At 63.0% G+C, this 19559-nt stretch carries 21 protein-coding genes and 1 pseudogene; 12 read left to right on the forward strand and 10 right to left on the reverse strand.

The window, feature by feature from the left end:
• Positions 1 to 41: 41 nt before the first annotated feature.
• Positions 42 to 155, forward strand: coding sequence for a hypothetical protein (locus MK745_RS17300; protein ID WP_243614546.1), 114 nt, complete (start codon positions 42 to 44; stop codon positions 153 to 155).
• Here the strand turns inward: MK745_RS17300 and MK745_RS17305 are convergent.
• Together MK745_RS17305 and MK745_RS17310 are read right to left on the reverse strand one after the other, a co-directional pair.
• Positions 122 to 808: pseudogene (locus MK745_RS17305) on the reverse strand (cell division protein FtsX); the annotation flags it as partial. The gene MK745_RS17300 and the pseudogene MK745_RS17305 overlap by 34 nt on opposite strands.
• A complete protein-coding gene (locus MK745_RS17310; protein WP_243614485.1) occupies positions 805 to 1482 on the reverse strand; it encodes a cell division ATP-binding protein FtsE in 678 nt (225 codons plus the stop codon). The pseudogene MK745_RS17305 and the gene MK745_RS17310, both read right to left, overlap by 4 nt.
• A 143-nt stretch (positions 1483 to 1625) precedes the next feature.
• Here MK745_RS17310 and MK745_RS17315 point away from each other — a divergent pair, with 143 nt between their 5' ends.
• The 3 genes from MK745_RS17315 to MK745_RS17325 all read left to right on the forward strand — a co-directional run bounded on the left by MK745_RS17315 (position 1626) and on the right by MK745_RS17325 (position 6722).
• On the forward strand, positions 1626 to 2741 hold the full coding sequence (locus MK745_RS17315) for a zinc-ribbon domain-containing protein (protein WP_243614486.1): 1116 nt from the start codon (positions 1626 to 1628) through the stop codon (positions 2739 to 2741).
• An 84-nt stretch (positions 2742 to 2825) separates the two neighbouring features.
• Positions 2826 to 4091 carry a diaminopimelate decarboxylase gene (gene lysA / locus MK745_RS17320; RefSeq protein ID WP_243614487.1) on the forward strand — a complete coding sequence of 422 codons (1266 nt, stop codon included), beginning with the start codon at positions 2826 to 2828 and terminating at the stop codon, positions 4089 to 4091.
• Between the two features lie 33 nt (positions 4092 to 4124).
• The gene (locus MK745_RS17325; protein ID WP_243614488.1) at positions 4125 to 6722 is read left to right on the forward strand and encodes a TIGR02302 family protein; all 2598 of its coding nucleotides are present in this window, start codon (positions 4125 to 4127) and stop codon (positions 6720 to 6722) included.
• 111 nt (positions 6723 to 6833) lie between these two features.
• Here the strand turns inward: MK745_RS17325 and MK745_RS17330 are convergent, their stop codons facing one another.
• Positions 6834 to 7007 (reverse strand): hypothetical protein, encoded by a 174-nt coding sequence (locus tag MK745_RS17330; protein WP_243614489.1) that lies wholly within the window; start codon positions 7005 to 7007, stop codon positions 6834 to 6836.
• Positions 7008 to 7045: 38 nt separating this feature from the next.
• On the reverse strand, positions 7046 to 8434 hold the full coding sequence (gene argH / locus MK745_RS17335) for an argininosuccinate lyase (RefSeq protein WP_243614490.1): 1389 nt from the start codon (positions 8432 to 8434) through the stop codon (positions 7046 to 7048).
• Positions 8435 to 8455: 21 nt separating this feature from the next.
• On the opposite strand from argH, the gene MK745_RS17340 reads away from it, so the two are divergent.
• The 3 genes from MK745_RS17340 to MK745_RS17350 all read left to right on the forward strand — a co-directional run bounded on the left by MK745_RS17340 (position 8456) and on the right by MK745_RS17350 (position 10443).
• Positions 8456 to 9058, forward strand: a complete 603-nt coding sequence (locus MK745_RS17340) for a TlpA family protein disulfide reductase (protein ID WP_243614491.1) — start codon at positions 8456 to 8458, stop codon at positions 9056 to 9058.
• A gap of 75 nt (positions 9059 to 9133) precedes the next feature.
• Complete coding sequence (locus MK745_RS17345; RefSeq protein WP_243614492.1) at positions 9134 to 9523, forward strand: hypothetical protein; 390 nt, start codon at positions 9134 to 9136, stop codon at positions 9521 to 9523.
• Positions 9520 to 10443 carry a sterol desaturase family protein gene (locus MK745_RS17350; RefSeq protein ID WP_243614493.1) on the forward strand — a complete coding sequence of 308 codons (924 nt, stop codon included), beginning with the start codon at positions 9520 to 9522 and terminating at the stop codon, positions 10441 to 10443. The genes MK745_RS17345 and MK745_RS17350 overlap by 4 nt, the downstream gene beginning before the upstream one ends.
• Before the next feature lie 9 nt (positions 10444 to 10452).
• Here MK745_RS17350 and MK745_RS17355 read toward each other — a convergent pair whose 3' ends face one another.
• Entirely contained in the window at positions 10453 to 11325 is an 873-nt protein-coding gene (locus MK745_RS17355) for a glycosyltransferase family 2 protein (protein WP_243614494.1), read from the reverse strand.
• Between the two features lie 69 nt (positions 11326 to 11394).
• Entirely contained in the window at positions 11395 to 11979 is a 585-nt protein-coding gene (locus MK745_RS17360) for a DNA-3-methyladenine glycosylase I (protein ID WP_243614495.1), read from the reverse strand.
• 111 nt (positions 11980 to 12090) lie between these two features.
• On the opposite strand from MK745_RS17360, the gene MK745_RS17365 reads away from it, so the two are divergent.
• The 3 genes from MK745_RS17365 to phbB all read left to right on the forward strand — a co-directional run bounded on the left by MK745_RS17365 (position 12091) and on the right by phbB (position 15198).
• On the forward strand, positions 12091 to 12948 hold the full coding sequence (locus tag MK745_RS17365) for an EAL domain-containing protein (protein WP_243614496.1): 858 nt from the start codon (positions 12091 to 12093) through the stop codon (positions 12946 to 12948).
• Positions 12949 to 13099: 151 nt separating this feature from the next.
• A complete protein-coding gene (locus tag MK745_RS17370) occupies positions 13100 to 14275 on the forward strand; it encodes an acetyl-CoA C-acetyltransferase (RefSeq protein WP_243614497.1) in 1176 nt (391 codons plus the stop codon).
• 200 nt (positions 14276 to 14475) lie between these two features.
• Complete coding sequence (gene phbB, locus MK745_RS17375) at positions 14476 to 15198, forward strand: acetoacetyl-CoA reductase (protein WP_243614498.1); 723 nt, start codon at positions 14476 to 14478, stop codon at positions 15196 to 15198.
• Positions 15199 to 15284: 86 nt separating this feature from the next.
• On the opposite strand, the gene MK745_RS17380 is transcribed toward phbB, so the two are convergent.
• Positions 15285 to 15437, reverse strand: coding sequence for a hypothetical protein (locus tag MK745_RS17380; RefSeq protein WP_243614499.1), 153 nt, complete (start codon positions 15435 to 15437; stop codon positions 15285 to 15287).
• A 110-nt stretch (positions 15438 to 15547) separates the two neighbouring features.
• On the opposite strand from MK745_RS17380, the gene MK745_RS17385 reads away from it, so the two are divergent.
• Positions 15548 to 16498 carry a transcriptional regulator GcvA gene (locus MK745_RS17385; RefSeq protein ID WP_243614500.1) on the forward strand — a complete coding sequence of 317 codons (951 nt, stop codon included), beginning with the start codon at positions 15548 to 15550 and terminating at the stop codon, positions 16496 to 16498.
• Entirely contained in the window at positions 16498 to 17376 is an 879-nt protein-coding gene (gene yddG / locus MK745_RS17390; RefSeq protein WP_243614547.1) for an aromatic amino acid exporter YddG, read from the forward strand. The genes MK745_RS17385 and yddG overlap by 1 nt, the downstream gene beginning before the upstream one ends.
• Before the next feature lie 84 nt (positions 17377 to 17460).
• Here the strand turns inward: yddG and MK745_RS17395 are convergent, their stop codons facing one another.
• The 3 genes from MK745_RS17395 to greA form a co-directional block, all read right to left on the reverse strand.
• Positions 17461 to 17625, reverse strand: a complete 165-nt coding sequence (locus MK745_RS17395) for a YdcH family protein (protein ID WP_243614501.1) — start codon at positions 17623 to 17625, stop codon at positions 17461 to 17463.
• A 305-nt stretch (positions 17626 to 17930) separates the two neighbouring features.
• Positions 17931 to 18953, reverse strand: coding sequence for a hypothetical protein (locus MK745_RS17400; RefSeq protein WP_243614502.1), 1023 nt, complete (start codon positions 18951 to 18953; stop codon positions 17931 to 17933).
• Between the two features lie 26 nt (positions 18954 to 18979).
• Positions 18980 to 19450 (reverse strand): transcription elongation factor GreA, encoded by a 471-nt coding sequence (gene greA, locus MK745_RS17405; RefSeq protein ID WP_243614503.1) that lies wholly within the window; start codon positions 19448 to 19450, stop codon positions 18980 to 18982.
• Positions 19451 to 19559: the final 109 nt, after the last annotated feature.

Consider the following 19559-nt stretch of genomic DNA (forward strand, 5'->3'; position numbering starts at 1 on the left):
ATCAGACGCTTGCCCTACCGGATTGGCGCGGCAACAACCGTATGGACACGCTGCGCAATATCGTTGCCGATGGGCGCATTTCGCTTCTTTTCATGGTGCCGGGGTCAAACACCGTTGTGCGCGTGAACCGGCGCACGAAGGCCTGCGCGATATAGCCATCCCGCGCCCCGACAAGACGCAAGACTGCAATCACCTGCGCGTTGGCCGCAAGCGCCGCCTGCGCCGCCAGCGTGATCATCGCCGCCGTGGTCGCCGCGATAAGCACCACCGACAACAAGCCCAACATCCGAAGCCGCCCCGCCGCCTGTTCCAGCGGCTTGCGCCAACGCGTGTGATCATCAAGCACCGCCCCCGGCACCTCCGCCTGAAGCCGCAGGCGCAGCCCGGCGGCGTCATAGCCCTCGTCACTCTCGAGGATCTCGATCAGTTGCGGAATGGGCAAGCTATCGACAGGCAGGTCCGGCCCGAACCACGGCGCGAGCAAAAGCCGCTGTTCCTCTTCCGATAGGGCACGCGCCGAGGCGATACCCGGCGTGGTCTCGAGCACCCGAAGCGCCGCCGTCGTCTGTTGCGCCATCTGCTCCTCGGGCGCGGAAATCCTCAGTGTCGAACTGCGCGCCAGCTCGTCGCCCCAGCGCGCCGCAAGCCGCCCCGACGCCAGTGACAAGGCCAATGCAAAGACCGCAAGAAATGCCATCGCCGCCGCGGCAAAGGCCGTGAGCCGCGCAGTGATCCCGGACGGCGGCACAACCCGGTCGCGCTGTACGTCGCCCGCCACGAAGGCGATGATCTTGGTCACCGCGCTCACAGGTCCGCCCCCGCGAGCTGAAGTTTGCGCCCCGCGATCCGAAGAACCCGCGCCTGCACCTTCGACTTGGCGGCGCGGATCAGGTTGAGGTCATGGGTGGCGATCATGATCGTCTTGCCCATGCGGTTGAGTTCGATCAACAACTGCAAAAGCCGCTGCGACATTTCCCAATCGACATTGCCCGTCGGTTCGTCGGCAAGAACCACATCCGGCGACATGATAACCGCACGGGCCAGCGCCGCACGCTGCCGTTCCCCGCCTGACAATTCCGGCGGCAAGGCGCTTGCCCGATTGCCAAGCCCGACCCAATGCATGAGCTCCTTGAGGTTCGACACGTTCTCAAGTTCGTCGCGCCCCGACACCATGAGCGGCAGCGCCACATTATCGGCAACCGGCAGGTGATCGAGAAACTGACAATCCTGGTGCACGACCCCGACACGCCGCCGCGCCAGCGCGTGATCGTCACGATCCATCTCGCGCACGTCCTGATCAAAAATCCGCACCTGTCCCGCCGTTGGGACAAGCGCGCCATAGCATAGCTTAAGGAAGGTGGTCTTGCCTGAACCGGACGGGCCGGTCAGGAAATGGAACGAGCCCGGCGACAGCTTGAGAGAGATATCGCTCAGCAATTCTCCCCCGCCATAGCTATAGGCGATATTCTCCAACTCGATCAAATTCCGTCCCTCGCTTCTTTCAACCTGTTGTGCCGCAGCATCGCCATAGTTGCAATCTTTCGCGACGCGGCTTTGCCCTTTCGCTGCGCGGCGTTCCGCCATATGCTGCAGGGAATGTTGGTTGGGGACACCAGAGAGACAAGATGCGGCTGAGTTGCCCGAATTGCGGCGCACAATATGAGGTGCCTGTCGAGGTCATTCCCGAAAACGGGCGGGATGTACAATGTTCGAACTGCGGACACACGTGGTTTCAGGTCCATCCTGACCATGATGCCGAGATGTCCGCCGATCTTGGTGCGTTGGCCCCGGACGAAGGCTGGACCCCCGACTCGCTGACCGGGCCTGCCACGGAGGACGCAGCACAAGATCCCGAAGACGGCATCGACGAAACCGAGGTCCAGCCGCCCGAAATGGCCTTCGACGACAGTGCCGAAGACGACATCACAAGCGCCGTGCATAATGTGGTCGGAGGGCAAGGCGACGCCTTTGCGCCTCCTACCGACGAGTCCGCGCCGGACGATCTGTCAGAGGACGCAGAACCGGTGCTGGAAGACCGGCTCGAACCTGCGCCCCGCGAACGCTACGCGCCGCCCGCTGGCGAGGGTGACGAAGACGGGCGATTCCCGGTTTCACCATCGCCGCGCCCGCGCCGCCAGATCGATCCCGAAGTGGTCGACGTGCTGCGCGAAGAAGCCGCGCACGAAGCCCGCCTACGCGCCAACGACACGGAAAGCGCCCTCGAAACGCAGCCCGATCTCGGTCTGGATTCCGCTGCGGCCACCCCCAAGTCAGACCCGCGCGCCGACGAGGCCCGCGCCCGCATGCGCCGGATGCGTGGCCAGCCGGACGTGGACGAGAACGACGAGGCCGACTCCGACACCGAAAGCGATCAACACGGCACGCGCCGCGATCTGCTGCCGGATATCGACGAAATCAACTCGACCCTGCGCTCGACCGACGAGCCGAGCCGCGTAGACAACCCGGTCGTCGCCATGAACACGCGCCGCCGCCGCCGTGTCGGTTTTCGCCTTGGGTTTGGCTTTACCATGTTGTTCGCGTCATTCGTTCTGTTGGCCTATGTCTACAATAACGAAATCATCGCAGCATGGCCCGCGGGCGAGCCTTTTGTGACAGCGTTCGTCGACAAGATGAACACGGTCCGCCTTTGGCTCGACGCGCAGATGACCGATGCCATGCTCTGGCTGGATGACAAGGCGGCCGCTGCCGGCGGCAATCTTGGCGACGATATCAGCCAGTAATCCCTCCTGCCCCGCGCATTGTGATTGATTGCCTGTGGCGCTGGCTCTATGAGTGGCGCGGCTTTCGCGGAAAAGGGCGGCGACATGGATCATTTTCTCTATCGTGACGGACGGCTCTTTGCCGAAGACGTAGCCGTCGAAGACATCGCGGCCGAGGTCGGCACGCCCTTCTATTGCTATTCGACCGCAACACTCGAACGGCACTTCCGCCTTTTTGACGAGGCCTTGGACGGGATGGACCATCTCGTGTGCTACGCCATGAAAGCGGCCTCCAATCAGGCCATCCTCAAGACCCTCGCTGCGCTCGGCGCGGGCATGGATGTGGTCTCGGGCGGCGAATATGCCCGCGCGATCGCCGCAGGCGTGTCGGGCGACAAGATCGTCTTCTCCGGCGTTGGTAAGACCGACGAGGAAATCCGCGCCGCGCTCACCGGTGGCATTCGACAGTTCAACGTCGAATCCGAGCCGGAAATGGAGGTTATCAGCCGCGTTGCGACCGAGCTTGCGACCACCGCGCCGATCACCATCCGCATCAACCCGGACGTCGACGCCAAGACCCACGCCAAGATCGCCACGGGCAAGTCCGAAAACAAATTCGGCATCCCGATTTCCCGCGCCCGCGAGGTCTATGCCCGCGCCGCCGAACTGCCGGGTCTGAAGGTGATCGGGATCGACGTGCATATCGGCTCGCAACTGACCGAGCTGGAGCCCTTCCGTCTCGCCTACGAGAAAGTCGCCGCGCTCACCGAAACGCTGCGCGCCGATGGGCATGAGATTTCGCGCCTCGATCTCGGGGGTGGGCTGGGGATTCCCTATACCCGCTCCAACGACGCGCCCCCCTTGCCGATCGAATATGGCGCCCTCATCAAGGAAACGCTCGGCCATCTCGGTTGCGAGATCGAGATCGAACCGGGCCGCCTCATCGCGGGCAATGCCGGGATCATGGTGTCGCGCGTCATTTACGTCAAAGAGGGCGAAGACCGCGCCTTCATGATCGTCGATGGTGCGATGAACGATTTGATCCGCCCCGCCATGTACGAGGCGCATCACGATATCGTCCCCGTGATCGAAGGCGCGCCCGGACTCGAGAAGGCCCGCTACGACATCGTCGGCCCCGTCTGTGAAACTGGCGATACGTTCGCCAAGGCCCGCGACATGGAGCCCGTGGCAGCCGGCGACCTGATCGCCTTTCGCAGTGCCGGCGCCTATGGCGCAGTGATGGCGAGCGAGTATAATTCCCGCCCGCTGATCCCCGAAGTCCTTGTGCATGGCGATCAATTCGCGGTTATCCGCCGACGCCCAACCTTGGACGAAATGATAAACCGAGATACCATTCCTGAATGGCTGTGAGGCAATAGACCTCGCAGTTCGTCGAGGTAGCCCATGGCCGATCAACGCTCGAATATGCCACAGACCACCGCGCGCCGCGTCGCGCGGGCGCTCTTTGTGACGCGCGCCGGTCTTCTTGCCGAAACGCTTCTGCGTGGGTTCTGGCCGCTTTGGTCGCTCTTGATCCTCCTGCTCGCAGCCGCCCTGATGGGCCTACACGAACAGCTGTCTCTCGAACTGATCTGGTCGCTTGGCCTGATCTCTGCAACCGCCGCAATTTGGCTCTTCTGGCATGGGCTACGCCGCTTCCGTTGGCCCCGCCGTGACGACGCGATTCGTCGCCTTGATGCGACACTGCCCGCCCGTCCGCTGGCCGCACTGGCCGATACGCCCGCCATTGGCTCTGGCGATACCGGGTCCGAGGCCGTCTGGGCCGCGCACCGCGCACGCATGACCGCAACCCTCTCAAGCGTCTCCGCTCCCGACCCAGACCTGCGCCTTGCGCGGTTCGATCCCTTCGGTCTGCGCCACATTGCGCTTCTGGCGCTGGCGGTGGCGCTTCTGTTCGGCTCGCTCTCGCGTCTCGGCACCGTCGGTGCAGCGGTTGCAGGCCAAGCCCCCGGCAGCACCGCAACGCTCTCCGGCCCCTCATGGGAAGGTTGGGTCGAGCCGCCGCTCCATACCGGCAAACCGGCGCTCTACCTGCCCGACCTCGAAGCCGGCAGCCTCGAGATCGTCGAGGGAAGCGAGGTCATTATCCGCCTCTATGGCGAGGTCGGCGCGCTGACGCTCACGGAAACCGTCTCGGCCCGCACCGATGATGTACCAAGCGCCGCCGCCCCGGAACAAAGCTTCACCATCGCCCGCTCCGGCGCGATCACGATTGATGGCCCCGGCGGGCGCCACTGGGATGTCGCGCTCATTCCCGATACCGCGCCGCGCGTCACGGTCAACGGCGAGGCCACGGTCTCGGCGCGCGGTGAGATGAGCCTGCCCTTTGCCGCCTCGGACGATTTCGCCGTCACCGGCGGCACCGCCCGCATCGCGCTTGATCTCGCCTCGGTGGATCGACGCTATGGCCTACGCCTCGCACCGGAACCGCGCGATGCGATCGAGATTGCCCTGCCGCTCCCGATCTCCGGCAGCCGGGCCGACTTCGAAGAAGTCCTGATCGAGGACTTTTCCGAGCACCCCTGGGCGCATCTTCCGGTGACCATCTCCCTCACAGTCGAGGACGCCACCAGCCAGACCGGCGCGGCCGAACCTCTTTCGATCCCGCTCCCGGCACGGCGTTTCTTTGATCCGCTCGCCGCAGCCGTGATCGAACTGCGCCGCGACCTGCTCTGGTCGCGGGAAAACGCCCCCCGTATCGCGCAACTCCTGCGCGCCATTTCGCACCGCCCCGGCGAAAGCGTCTTCCAATCCGAGACGACCTACCTGCGCATGCGCACCATTCTGCGCCGCCTCGAGAACAGCCTCCCCTACGGTCTCACCGACGCACAGCAGACGGAATATGCCAAGGCACTCTGGGATCTCGCCATCCTGCTCGAAGAAGGCAATCTCGACGACGCGCTCGCCAAGATGCAGCGCGCCCGCGACCGCCTTGCCGAAGCGATGAAGAACGGCGCCTCCGATTCGGAAATCGCCCGCCTGATGCAGGAGTTGCGCGAGGCGACACAAGACTACCTGCGCGAACTGGCCCGTCAGCAGAACCAAGAGCGCGAAAACGGAGACGAGACCGAGCGGCAATTCTCCGAGAACAGCACCACGCTCAACAATGACGACCTGCAGCGCATGATGGACCGTATTCAGGAACTCATGGAGCAGGGCCGCATGGCCGAAGCCATGCAGGCGCTCCAGGAGTTCCAAGAGATGATGGAGAACATGCGCGTCACGCAGGGCGGCGAGGGCAATGGCGAACAGAACCCCGGCGACCGCGCCATGCGCGATCTTGCCGATACGCTGCGCAATCAGCAGGGGCTCTCGGACGAGGCCTTCCGCCAGTTGCAAGAGCGCTTCAACCCAGATGCAAATCGTGGCCAATCCGGCGAAAACACCGGCCGCAACGGCGGCGAAGGCCGTGGGCAGGCGCATGATGGCACGGGCGATGGCGGTGAGGGTCAACAAGGCCAGGGCCAAAACCCTGGAGAAGGCGCGGAGGAACGCAGCCTCGCCGAACGTCAGCAACAATTGCGCGAACAACTTGATGCCCTGCGCCGCAACATGCCGGGGCAGAACACCGAGGAAGGTCAGGCCGCAGGCGACGCGCTCGACCGGGCGGGCGACGCGATGGACGGGGCCGAACAGGCCCTGCGCGGTGACGATCTTGCCGAAGCTATCGACCGACAGGCCGAGGCCATGGATCAGATGCGCGAAGGCATGCGCAACCTTGGCGAGGCGATGGCCCGCAACCAGCAACAGGGGCAAGGCCAGCAAGGCCAAGACATGCGTGGCGCCGCCCAAGGCACCGATCCGCTTGGCCGTCCGGGCAATGGCGGGCGCCAATCCGGCCCCGGCGAAGACATGTTGCAGGGCGAAGACGTCTACCGGCAGGCCCGCGATCTTCTCGACGAGATCCGCCGCCGCGCTGGCGAGACAGAGCGCAGCGAGGAAGAACGCAACTACCTGCGCCGCCTGCTCGACCGTTTCTAATCAAAAAGAGCGCCCCAAGGGGCGCCCATGTTCTCTCGTCGTTGCGCCTGCGGCGCGCCGCCTCGGGTGGCCTCCGGCGGGAGTATTTCTACAAAGGGGAAGACAGGCGGGTCAGAGCCCTGTACCAAGCGTGATGGTAAACGGTCCCTTGGTCACATGGGTGGCACCAAAGACGCCGCCCGTGCCAACACCGATCGTCGTGTGCATGGTCGGGGTTTCCGGCGCGCCATCCACACCACAGCCAGCCAACAAGGCGGCACCGAGAAGGACAACAGCGATACGCATGGGATCTCTCCGTTCAGGTTGCCGCCAAGGATAGCGGCTCAGAGCGCGTCTTTCCAGCGTGCGATCTGTTCACGCACCCGCACTGGCGAAGTGCCGCCATAGGACATGCGCGAGGCGACCGAGTTATGCACGCCAAGCACGCAGAACACATCCTCAGTGATGGCACCATGTACCGATTGCATATCATCCAGCGACAGGTCCGGCAGATCACAGCCGCGCGCCTCGGCCATGGCGACCAGCGTGCCCGTCACGTGATGCGCATCGCGGAACGGCATGCCCAGCGCCCGCACAAGCCAATCGGCAAGGTCGGTGGCGGTCGAAAAGCCAGAGCCAGCGGCGGCTTCGAGGCTCTCGCGGTTGGCGCTCATGTCCTTGACCATGCCTTCCATCGCAGCAAGCGCCAGCATCAGGTTGTCGGCGGCATCAAAGACCTGTTCTTTATCTTCCTGCATGTCCTTGGAATAGGCCAGCGGCAGCCCCTTCATCACCGTCATCAGTGCCACGTTCGCCCCGAAAATCCGTCCGATCTTGGCACGGATCAATTCCGCTGCGTCCGGGTTCTTCTTTTGCGGCATGATCGACGAGCCGGTCGAGAACCGGTCCGAGAGGGTCACGAACCGGAACTGCGCCGAGGACCAGATCACAAGCTCTTCGGCAAAGCGCGACAGGTGCATGGCACAGATCGAGGCCGCGGCGAGGAATTCCAGCGCGAAATCGCGATCCGACACCGCATCGAGCGAGTTGGCCGCGGGCCGGTCAAAGCCAAGCGCCTCGGCTGTCATGTGACGGTCGATGGGGAATGAGGTGCCTGCGAGCGCCGCCGCGCCGAGGGGCGATTCGTTCATCCGGCGGCGCGCATCTTCAAAGCGGGACTTGTCGCGCCCGAACATCTCGACATAAGCCATCATGTGATGGCCCCATGTCACAGGTTGCGCGGTTTGCAGGTGGGTAAAGCCCGGCATAACCCACTCCGCGCCCGCCTCGGCCTGCGCCAGAAGCGCACGCATGAGCGCCTCGAGCCCCGAAATCGCGGCGTCGATCTGATCGCGCACCCAGAGTTTGAAATCGGTCGCAACCTGATCGTTGCGGCTCCGGCCCGTGTGCAGGCGGCCCGCCGGTTCGCCGATGATGTCTTTGAGACGCGCTTCCACGTTCATGTGGATATCCTCGAGCGCGGTGGAAAAGGCGAAAGTGCCGCCGTCGATCTCTGACAAGACCGTGAGTAGCCCTTCCCGAATGGCGGACACATCGCTATCTGTCAGGATGCCCGTTGCGCCGAGCATCGCCGCATGGGCCCGCGAGCCGGCAATGTCCTGCGCCGCCATCCGCTGATCGAACCCGATCGAGGCATTGATTGCCTCCATGATCGCGTCCGGCCCGGCGGCAAAGCGGCCGCCCCACATCTGGTTCGAGGAATCTTTGGTCATGGGTTTCCCTTCGGAGGGGTTATGAAAATATCGAAGTCCGCGCTGGTTTACATGGCCCTCGCGCTTGGCGCAATTGCAGCAATCGCCTTTGTCACCCTACGCAACCCGGCCACGGTCGGTTCAAGCGCAGACATGAGCGCCGCCGCCGCCCTGCGAACCGGCGATATGAAGAAATTGAACTTCCACCCCGCGCCGCGCGCGGTCTCGGAAAAGCCTTTCGTGACCCCCGGCGGCGGCGAGATGACGCTCGCCGACTTTGAGGGCAAGGTGGTGCTCCTGAATTTCTGGGCCACGTGGTGCCCGCCCTGCCGCAAGGAAATGCCAATGCTCGAGGAAATCGCCCGAGACCTTGGTGGCGATGAGTTTGCCGTGGTGACGCTGGCGACCGGGCGCAATGCACCGCCCGCCATCGAGGCCTTCTTTGAGGAAATCGGGGTCGAGGCGCTGCCGCAATACCGCGACCCGCAACAGGATATCGCCCGCGATATGGTCGTGCTTGGCCTTCCGATCACTGTGTTGATCGACCGCGAAGGGCGCGAAATTGCCCGCCTGACCGGCGAGGCGGACTGGTCCGCCGAGTCGGCCCGCGCCGTCCTCGCCGAGGTGATTGCCGCCACACGCTAGCCGCCGACCGCTTACGTAAGGGCTGCTTTGACAGCTACGCCTGCCTTTGGCTTAATCGCCGCGAGGGAGGACATCATGCCGCTGAGCGTGCTTATACCGGTCGTCGTGATCGGGATCGCGGGAATCGCCGTGATCCTGCACTTGCTTGGCCTGACCGCACCGCGCCGCCTTGCCGACAGGGCTGAGGCCCTCGCTGCATGGGCGCGCGAATTCCCCGAGCTCCCCGCCACCGACGCCCAATTGAGCGCCGATCAACGCGCCGCCCTGATCCTCATGGACACTGGCGATGCCGGGCTCGTCTGGTGCTTTGGCGCCGATACTGTCGCCCGCCCCCTCGCCGGGTCCAACCTGCGTGAGACCAAGACCGGATTTGACATCCGCCTACACGATGTGGGTGCCCCCCGCGTGACCGTGACCCTTACCCCCGAAGACCGCCCCCGCTGGAAGGAGGCCCTCCGCGCATGACCGATATTTCCTACCCCGACGTGGTGAACTACGCCGTTCCCTTCTTCATCGCTGCCATCCTGATCGAACTCCTGTGGATCAACATCAAGGGCCGTGGCGGGCGCTACGAGACCCGCGATGCGGTGACCTCGCTCATTATGGGAGCGGGCAATGTCGCTTCGGGCGTGGCGCTTGGATTCATCGCATGGGGCTTCTTCATGATGCTCTGGGAGGTGACACCACTTGACCTTGGCACCTCTTGGTGGGTGGTGGCGCTCTGCTTCGTGCTTGATGACCTGCGCTATTACTGGGTGCATCGCTTTGGCCACCGCGTGCGGTGGGTCTGGGCAAGCCATGTCAATCACCACTCTTCGCAGCATTACAACCTGACCACCGCCCTGCGCCAGACATGGACCTATACCTTCACCTTCATGATGGTGGTCCGCGCGCCGCTTGTCCTCTTGGGCTTTCACCCGGCGATGATCTTCTTCGTCGGTGGCCTGAACCTGATCTACCAGTTCTGGATTCATACCGAAGCGATCGGCAAGATGCCCCGCTGGTTCGAGGCTGTGATGAACACGCCCTCTCATCACCGCGTCCATCATGGCCGCAACCCGCGCTACCTCGATTGCAACTATGCCGGGGTGTTCATTATCTGGGACAAGATGTTCGGCACCTTCGTACCTGAACAGGAGGAGGAAAAGGTTGATTTCGGCCTCGTGCATAACCTCGGCACGTTCAACCCGCTGCGCGTCGCCTTCCATGAATGGATCGCCATCTTCCGCGACATGACCCAGCGCGGCCTGACGCTGCGCCAACGGCTCATGTATGCCGTCGCCCCTCCGGGCTGGAGCCATGACGGCAGCCGCATGACCTCGGACGAGATCAAGGCGCATCACCTCTCCAAACGCCCCGAGGATCGCGACTCGCCCGGCTTCTGATCTTTGCGACTAGCCGAGTTCCGCAAACCGATCCGGGAGCTTCGTGCGATGGGTCGGCTTGAACTTCTGCGCGCGCACCACTGAGGACCGTGCCACCCGCGCAGGATCCACGGACAGACGCGCATAGGCCTTTGCCTCGGCCTTCTCCCACGGGCGCTTGAAATAGCTGTGGAACTGCTCCAGAAATTCCATCGCCTCGTCATCCGCCTCTGCCCAGGCGCGGCCCGGCTTGCCGGAATGGGCCGCCGCGACAACCTCACGGCGCACCACATTGGCTTGCGAAAGGGCCTCAAGGTTGGCGTATTTCAGATGCGCCAGATAGAATCCGCGGGGCATGTGGTAGGGAAAGGTCTCCAGCGCCTCAGGGGCAACCTCGACCCCGTGCAGGCGGAACTTCTGAAACCCGCGCGCGGCGACGGCCTTGGAATAATGCCCCGTAAAAAGGACATTGCGCCTTTGCCTGCAAACCGGGCCACGTGCCATCGGTGCGTTGCGGGGCATCTCCACAAGGTCAAATCCAAGCGCCGTCAGAACCGGCGCGCTTTCCTTGGCAAAGAGCGCCACAAGGCTCTCGTGCTGGTCGGGGTCATAGAGCAGGAGTTCATCCGCATCCGTGCGGATCACCCAATCGTATTCCCGCGCCAATTCGGCGTGAAACTGGTCGATAATCTCGCTGCGGGCCCGGTCAAAGTTCGACAGGTCGACGCGCTCGATCGGAAGTATCTGCGCCCCCGGACAGATCTCGGCGATCTTCGGGTCGTCGCCGTGGTTGATGACAAAAAGGTTCTGCGCTCCAAGCTCCGCCCCATGGTGCGCGTACCAACGCGATAGCGCCCAGTAATCCCTGTAGACCATCGTCAAGGCACAGATCTTCAATGCCATGTCGCGGGGTTCCTTCTGCTCGTCCTTCTTTGGCCCGACCCTAGAACGGGCCCGTCCCCACACCAAGCCTCAAAACGGCGTCGTGCGACCTTCCTGCGCACAAGGCGCATGGGCCGGACAGGTCAAGAGATGGTCGTTCACCATCCCCACTGCCTGCATGAAGGCATATACAATGGTCGGCCCACAAAAGCGAAAGCCCGCTTTCTTCAAATCCTTTGAAATTTGTTGCGACAATTCGGTCTGTGCGGGGACGTCCGCCATGGTCTCAAACCGGTTCTGCAGCGGCGCGAAATCGACGTATTTCCACAGGAATCTGTCAAACCCCTCCCGCGCCTCGATCTCTTGCCAGGCGCGGGCGTTGCCGATGGTCGCCTCGATCTTGCCGCGATGCCGGATGATCCCCGGATTGCCGAGAAGGCGCAGCACATCCGCCTCGCCCCATTCGGCAATGATATTCGGATCAAACCCTTCAAAAGCCTCGCGGAAATTGTCCCGTTTCTTAAGGATCGTGATCCAGCTCAGCCCCGCCTGAAACCCATCAAGGATAAGCTTTTCCCAGAGCGCGCGGCTGTCATATTCGGGCCGCCCCCATTCCGTGTCATGATAGTCGAGATAGATCTCCTCCGACCCGGCCCAGCCACATCTCTCCCCCATCGCGCGCACCCCTTGTTTCGCCTTTTCCTCAAATGCCGCCTTTAGCGACATGTTTACGACTGTGGCGTCATTCTGACGGCGACTGCAATAGCAAGCCTGGGGGGCATGCCAATGGGACGGATGCGCAAACGCGATCTGGCGCGGCTCGCGCCCGGCGAAGAGTCACCGCTCGACGCCGCCGTAACCTCGCGGGATCGGCGCACGCTCGACATGGTGCGCGAGGCGGTGACCCACAAACAGGTGCTCCTCGCCTTTCAACCCGTGGTCGCGGCCGCACCGCCCAATGCGCCGGTGTTTCACGAGGCCCTGATCCGTGTCCTTGACGAAACCGGGCGCGTCATCCCGGCCAAGGATTTCATGGCCGCTGTGGAAGAGGACGAACTTGGCCGCATGCTCGATTGCCGCGCCCTCGAGAAAAGCCTCGCGAGCCTTTTTACCAACCCCGACCTGCGTCTTTCCGTGAACATGTCGGCCCGCTCCATCGGCTATGCCCCTTGGATGACGACGCTCCGGCGCGGCCTGTCGCGGCGCGCGGACATCGCCGGGCGCCTGATCCTCGAACTGTCGGAACCTTCGGTGCTTCAGGTGCCGGAACTCGTGCGCGGTTTCATGGACGAACTTCAGCCGCAAGGCATTGCCTTTGCCCTCGACGATTTCGGCGCGCGCCACGGCGCTTTGCGCAGCTTCAAGGATTTCTTCTTCGACATTCTGAAGCTTGATGGCGGCCTCATCCGTGGCGTGCAATCCGACATCGAATCGCAGGCCATCGCCGCGGGCACCGCCGCCATCGCCCGCAATCTCGGCATGGTGACTGTCGCGGGACGGGTCGAACACCCGGACGAGGCAAAGACCCTCGCCTCTGTCGGGATCGATTGTCTTCAGGGGTATCTTTTCGGCGCCCCCACCGTCTCGCCGCCCTGGGTTTCCAAATCCAAGAAAAATAACAAAAATAACCGGGACGCCGCGTAACGACGCAATATCGTTTCGCCCTGCGTCAGGATATCCGTTGCCGCAGCGCGGCAAATCCGTTAAGCAACGCCACGAAGGCGCGGGTGACTGCTTGAATTCCTGGCGACATCCGAACACCTTTGACCAAGTCATACGGTAGAGGAATAGAAACATGACCAACGTAGTGATCGCCTCCGCGGCCCGGACCGCCGTCGGCAGCTTTGGCGGCTCCTTCGCGAACACCCCCGCCCACGATCTCGGTGCCACCGTCCTGCAAGCCCTGATCGCACGCGCCGGTGTCGATGCCTCCGAGGTGTCCGAGACCATTCTCGGCCAGGTCCTTACCGGCGGCCAGGGTCAGAACCCCGCGCGCCAAGCCCACATCAACGCCGGGTTCCCCAAGGAAGCCGCCGCATGGGGCATCAACCAGGTCTGTGGCTCCGGCCTGCGCGCCGTGGCCCTCGCCGCCCAGCACATCCAACTTGGCGACGCCGCCATCGTCGCGGCGGGTGGTCAGGAAAACATGACCTTGTCGCCCCACGTCGCGCACCTGCGCGCTGGTGTCAAAATGGGTGACGTCAAATACATCGACTCGATGATCAAGGACGGCCTCTGGGACGCGTTCAACGGCTATCACATGGGCCAAACCGCCGAAAACGTCGCCGAGCAGTGGCAGATTTCCCGCGAACAGCAGGATGAATTCGCCGTCGCCTCGCAGAACAAGGCCGAAGCCGCCCAGAAGGCAGGCAAGTTCGCCGACGAGATCACGCCCTTCACCGTCAAGACCCGCAAGGGCGAGACCATCGTCGATGCCGATGAATACATCCGCCACGGCGCCACTATGGAAGCCATGCAGAAACTGCGCCCGGCCTTTACCAAGGACGGCTCCGTGACTGCGGCCAACGCCTCGGGTCTCAACGATGGGGCCGCTGGCGCCCTTCTGATGACTGCTGACGAGGCCGAGAAGCGCGGCATCGAGCCGCTCGCGCGTATCGCCTCCTACGCGACCGCCGGTCTCGATCCGTCGATCATGGGCGTTGGCCCGATCTACGCGTCACGCAAGGCGCTCGACAAGGCGGGCTGGTCCGCGTCGGATCTCGATCTGGTCGAAGCCAACGAAGCCTTCGCCGCACAGGCCTGCGCCGTGAACAAAGACATGGGCTGGGATCCTTCGATCGTGAACGTGAACGGCGGCGCCATCGCCATCGGCCACCCGATCGGCGCCTCCGGCGCGCGTATCCTCAACACCCTGCTCTTCGAAATGAAGCGCCGCGACGCCAAGAAAGGCCTCGCCACGCTCTGCATCGGCGGCGGCATGGGCGTTGCCATGTGCCTTGAGCGCCCCTGAGACGCGCCCTGATGGCTTGAACGATCCAGAGGGGCGCCCAATCCGGCGCCCCTTTTTCGTTGCCGTGACATGCAGTTTTTACACCATTCCGGCAGAAATAGCCGCGCTGCGGCAAAATTATTCACGCAACAATGTTGCACATACAGCATTTTCTGCGTAACAGAATTACCTAACGACACACGCCTAATTGGAGGAACACCATGGCAAGAGTAGCACTAGTCACCGGCGGATCGCGCGGCATCGGCGCAGCCATTTCCAAAGCCCTGCAAGCCGACGGTTGCACCGTCGCCGCAACCTACGCTGGCAATGACGAGGCCGCCGCCAAGTTCACCGAAGAAACCGGCATCAAGACCTACAAGTGGAATGTCGGCGACTATGAAAGCTCCGCCGCAGGCATCGCCAAGGTCGAGGAAGAGCTCGGGCCCATCGACATCGTCGTCGCCAACGCGGGCATCACCCGTGACGCCCCCTTCCACAAGATGACCCCGCAGCAGTGGCACGAGGTGATCGACACCAACCTCACCGGCGTGTTTAACACCATTCACCCGATCTGGCCCGGCATGCGCGAGCGCAAATTCGGCCGCATCGTCGTGATCTCCTCGATCAACGGCCAGAAAGGCCAGTTCGCCCAGGTGAACTATGCCGCGACCAAAGCGGGCGATCTCGGCATCGTCAAGTCGTTGGCTCAGGAAGGCGCCCGCGCCGGCATCACCGCCAACGCCATCTGCCCCGGCTATATCGCGACCGAAATGGTCATGGCTGTGCCGGAGAAGGTCCGCGAATCGATCATCGGCCAGATCCCGGCCGGTCGCCTTGGCGAACCCGAAGAAATCGCGCGCTGCGTGTCTTTCCTCGCCTCCGACGATGCGGGCTTCATCAACGGCTCGACCATCTCGGCCAACGGTGCACAGTTCTTCGTCTGAGCCATAGACAGCCAGACATCAAAAAGGGCCGGTCCTTGCGACCGGCCCTTTTCTTTTGGTGCCGTAAGATCCCGCGAAACGCAGGATCAGCGGCACGGCTCCGTAAGGCAGTCCTCTGCCAGCGGGGCATCTCCGGGCCGGAAAAGCCACCGCAAAACAGACTTGAACGCCTCGCCACGGGCCGCATGGGCCGCGGCAAAACCAGCGCGGGTTTGGGCGGATGTGGTCGCTTCGATCATCTTGTGGCCTCCTTGGGCAAACATTCCTGAACTGCACCCAATATGGACCACGCAAAACATGCATACAAACGAGACTTTTTCCGCCTTCACTTAAGTGATACTTAACCGATATGCCAGATCGCCTTCCCTCTCTCACTGCCCTGCGCGCCTTCGAGGCCGCCGCGCGTCACATGTCTTTTGCCAAGGCCGCGGAGGAACTCTCCGTAACCCCCGCCGCCCTGTCGTTTCAGATCAAGTCGCTTGAAGAGACTCTCGGCCAACCCCTCTTCCTGCGCCTCAATCGTGCGGTAAAACTGACCGAGGCAGGCCGCACCCTCGCCCCGGGCACAAGCGAAGGCTTTGACCGGCTCACCGCCGCATGGCGCGCCGCGCGCCGCCTGCAGGATTCGACGGCGCTCAACGTGACCGCGGGCCCCGCTTTTACCGCCAAATGGCTCGCCCCGCGCCTTTATGAATTCGCCCACGCCCACCCCGAGATCGACCTGCGCTTCTCCGCCACGCTGCGGATGCTTGATTTCGACGTGGATGAGGTCGATGTGGCGATCCGCTTCGGGTATGGCCCCGACGAGGGCCTCTGGTCGATCCCGCTCAACCCCGGCGAATGGGTCACGCCCGTCATGACGCCAGAGCTTGCCGAGCAGTATCCAACACCCGCCTCTCTGCGCGATGCACCGCTGATGTTTGATGATTCCATCGCCTTCCTGCGTCCGGCCTGTGATTGGCCCGCATGGTTCCGCGCCGTGGGTATCGACTTCACCCCAACCCACGGCCCACATTTTTCACAGGCGGACCATGCCGTCGATGCGGCCCTTTCCGGCGCCGGAATTGTCCTTGGCCGTCGCGCCATGGTGGTCAAAGATCTGCACGAAGGCCGCCTCGTCGCCCCCTACAAAATCGCCATCGAAAGCAAGGCGCATTTCCGCTTTCTATGTCGTCTCGGCACCGAAGACCGCCCACAGATCGCCGCCTTCCGCGAATGGATCCTTGCGGAAATCGACAAAACAGCGTCAGTTCACGATCAACTGACTCTGATCCCTGTCGAGGACATACCCGCCCCATGATGACTCGTCCCCGCGCAACGGCCATAGGCTTCATTGCTGTTCTGCTCTGGGCGTTGCTGGCACTGTTTACCGTCGGCACTGCCCCCGCGCCGCCGCTCCTGCTCAATGCGATCTGCTTTTCCATCGGCGGGGTGATCGGCCTTGTCTGGACCGCCCGGAGCGGTGGGCTGAAGGGGCTGCTCTATACCAACTGGCGCATCTACGTCTTCGGCACGCTCGGGCTCTTTGGCTACCACGCGCTTTACTTCACCGCCCTGCGCCTCGCGCCCGCCGCCGAGGCCGGTTTGATCGCTTATCTCTGGCCGCTGCTGATCGTGCTCTTTTCCGGCCTCTTGCCCGGCGAAAGCCTGCGCACAGGCCATCTCCTCGGTGCGCTCTGTGGCTTTGCGGGTGCGGCACTGATCGTCGGCGGCGGTGGCACTGGTTTCAACGCAGACGCCCTCCCCGGCTATCTGATCGCACTTGCCTGCGCGCTGACATGGTCGGGTTATTCCGTCCTCTCCCGCCGCCTCGGCAGCGCCCCAACCGACACGGTCGCCGTGTTCTGTATTGCCACCGCGATCCTCTCCACACTCATGCACCTCGCCTTTGAAGAGACTGTCTGGCCCGTTGGCGCACTTGGCTGGGGCTCGGCGCTGGCACTTGGCCTCGGCCCGGTCGGCCTTGCCTTCTATGTCTGGGACATCGGGGTCAAACGCGGCGACATCCAACTTCTCGGCACCGCCTCCTATGCGGCGCCGCTCTTATCGACGCTGGTACTTGTCGGGGTTGGCATCGCCGAGCCGAGCTGGATGCTCGCCATCGCGACGCTTCTCATCACCGGCGGCGCAGCCATCGCCGCCCGCGCAAGCTTTCGCAGCGCCCGCGCCTCTGCCTGATCGCAACAAAAAAACCCAAGCCGTCTGGAAACAGCTTGGGCGCGGCCCACATACGGGCCTTGTCTTGGGATTGTCGGTGCGGTCCTAGACCGTAAGTCGTTCGATCTCTTCCTTGATGCGGAGTTTCTCTTTCTTCATCTCGGCGATATCAAGATCGCTGGAACCGGGGGAACGCTGTTCCGCCTCGACTTTATCCGAGAGGGCTTCGTGTTTCCGTTTCAGTTCTTCCAGATGCGAGCTCACGCTCATGGGCAGTCCTCCTCTCAAGTGATGTTGTCAGCCCCACAAGTGCAGCACACTTTTACAATCCTGTCACGCTGCAACCGCGTGAAATTGCATTGAAACGGACCCTTTTGGCATAAACTTGCCGTCATCCCGACCGTGCCGGACACCCCGCCGAGGGCGCAAGCCATTGACTTAACAGGTTAATCTAAAAATCCCGCCGGCTCTGTGCGCACACACGACGCTGCGCGCGCTGCCAACAAAGCCGTTCCAGGGCCGTGCGGATGCGCCTCCAACATCCCATCGCACGCGCCGTCCGAACGCGCCTCGGGTTAATCGAAGATGCCCATAACCCGGCCAAGAAGCATAAAGGCCCGCGCTGTGCGTGTCTCTGAAAGGGCGGCAATTTCCGCGTCCGATGCGGTCTCTTCAAACTCCACAAAGGTCTTGTCGAAACGGCGCAGGAAGTGATGCGCTGTGTCGCGGAAAATCGGGTCTTGCTTCATGCGCCCCGCCGTCAGGGCAAGCGACGACCGGTCATGAATACCGCCAAGCTGGGCAACGATCCGCCCCCGCTCTCCAGCGGCAAAGCGACGCCAGATTTCCGGCCGCGCCAGATCGGGGCGCAAGTCATCCATATAGATCCCGTCTTGGCTCATCAGGGTGAGCACATCCTGCGCCGCCTGAATAAGCTGGGCCGCCTGCCGATCCTTGAGTGCACGGCGCAGGGCGGCAAAGCCCTCCTTGTCGTCCGCCGTCTCCGGAAAGTTCAGCGCGCGGATGAAATCGACCCGCTCAAGAGGCGGCGAAAGCGCATCCGCCGGTGTGCCTAGCGCCAGAAGCCCCTGATCTTCGCCGGTCTCGACGACCGGAACAGGATCGGGGGTTTTGCGAATACCATTGCTGCGTTCGCGGCTCGAGGTGAAGGTCGCGAGCGCGGATTCCGTCTTGCGCTGCGCGGCGGCGATCTCGTCGAGCTTGCGCTGCACCGACGGCTCCATGCCACCGGGCGCGCCCTTGCCCTGTTGCTGGGCAAGATAGCTGCGGCGCATCGCGTCAATCGCGGCCTGCAAACGTTCACTTTCTTCGCGCATGATCCGGCTCGACCGCGCCGCGGCCGCTGCAACCCAGATCATTGCCACAGGCATGAACACCGCCAAGAGCGTCATCACAAAACGAAGCGAGTCCACCTCCGCGTCGCCCGGCCCCATCACCAGAAAGAAAAGCGCCGCCGCGCCAAGCCAGACAAGGCTCAGGACCAAAGCCACGATCTCGGCCCCGGTCACGCGCGGGCGCGCTGGCCTGCGATTGATCTCGAGGCTTGTCGCGAACTGGTCCTGGGCTTCCTCGCTCATCTCGATCCTCCGCCCGTCAGATCACCTCAGACATAGGCGATCGACAGCACCTCATAGCTCTTTTCTCCGCCCGGCGTGCGCACTTCGACGCTATCGCCTTCTTCCTTGCCGATCAGGGCGCGTGCGATTGGCGATTTGATGTTGAGAAGCCCCTTCTCGACATTTGCCTCGTGCTCGCCCACGATCTGCCAGGTCTTTTCTTCGTCCGTGTCCTCATCGACAAGCGTCACTGTCGCGCCGAACTTGATCGCACCGGAAAGCTTTGTCGGGTCGATCACGTCGGCAAGGGAGATCGCCCCCTCAAGCTCTTTGATGCGCCCTTCGATAAAGCCCTGCTTCTCGCGGGCCGAATGATACTCTGCGTTTTCTTTGAGGTCGCCAAGCTCGCGCGCAGAGGCAATCGCCTCGATGACCGCGGGGCGCTCCACGCTTTTCAACTGCTTCAGTTCTGTTTCGAGCGCCGTGAACCCGGCGCGCGTCATTGGGAATTTCTCCATGAGTCTGTCGCTCTCTTTCGTCTTTTTACTGCTTCGGCGCGCATCGCCCGGAGTCATGCAGTTGAGGTATCTGACCCAATCATGCAAGCGAATACAAGCGAAACCGCCG

It is taken from the genome of Shimia aestuarii, from assembly GCF_022814865.1.
Lineage (GTDB): Bacteria > Pseudomonadota > Alphaproteobacteria > Rhodobacterales > Rhodobacteraceae > Shimia > Shimia aestuarii_A.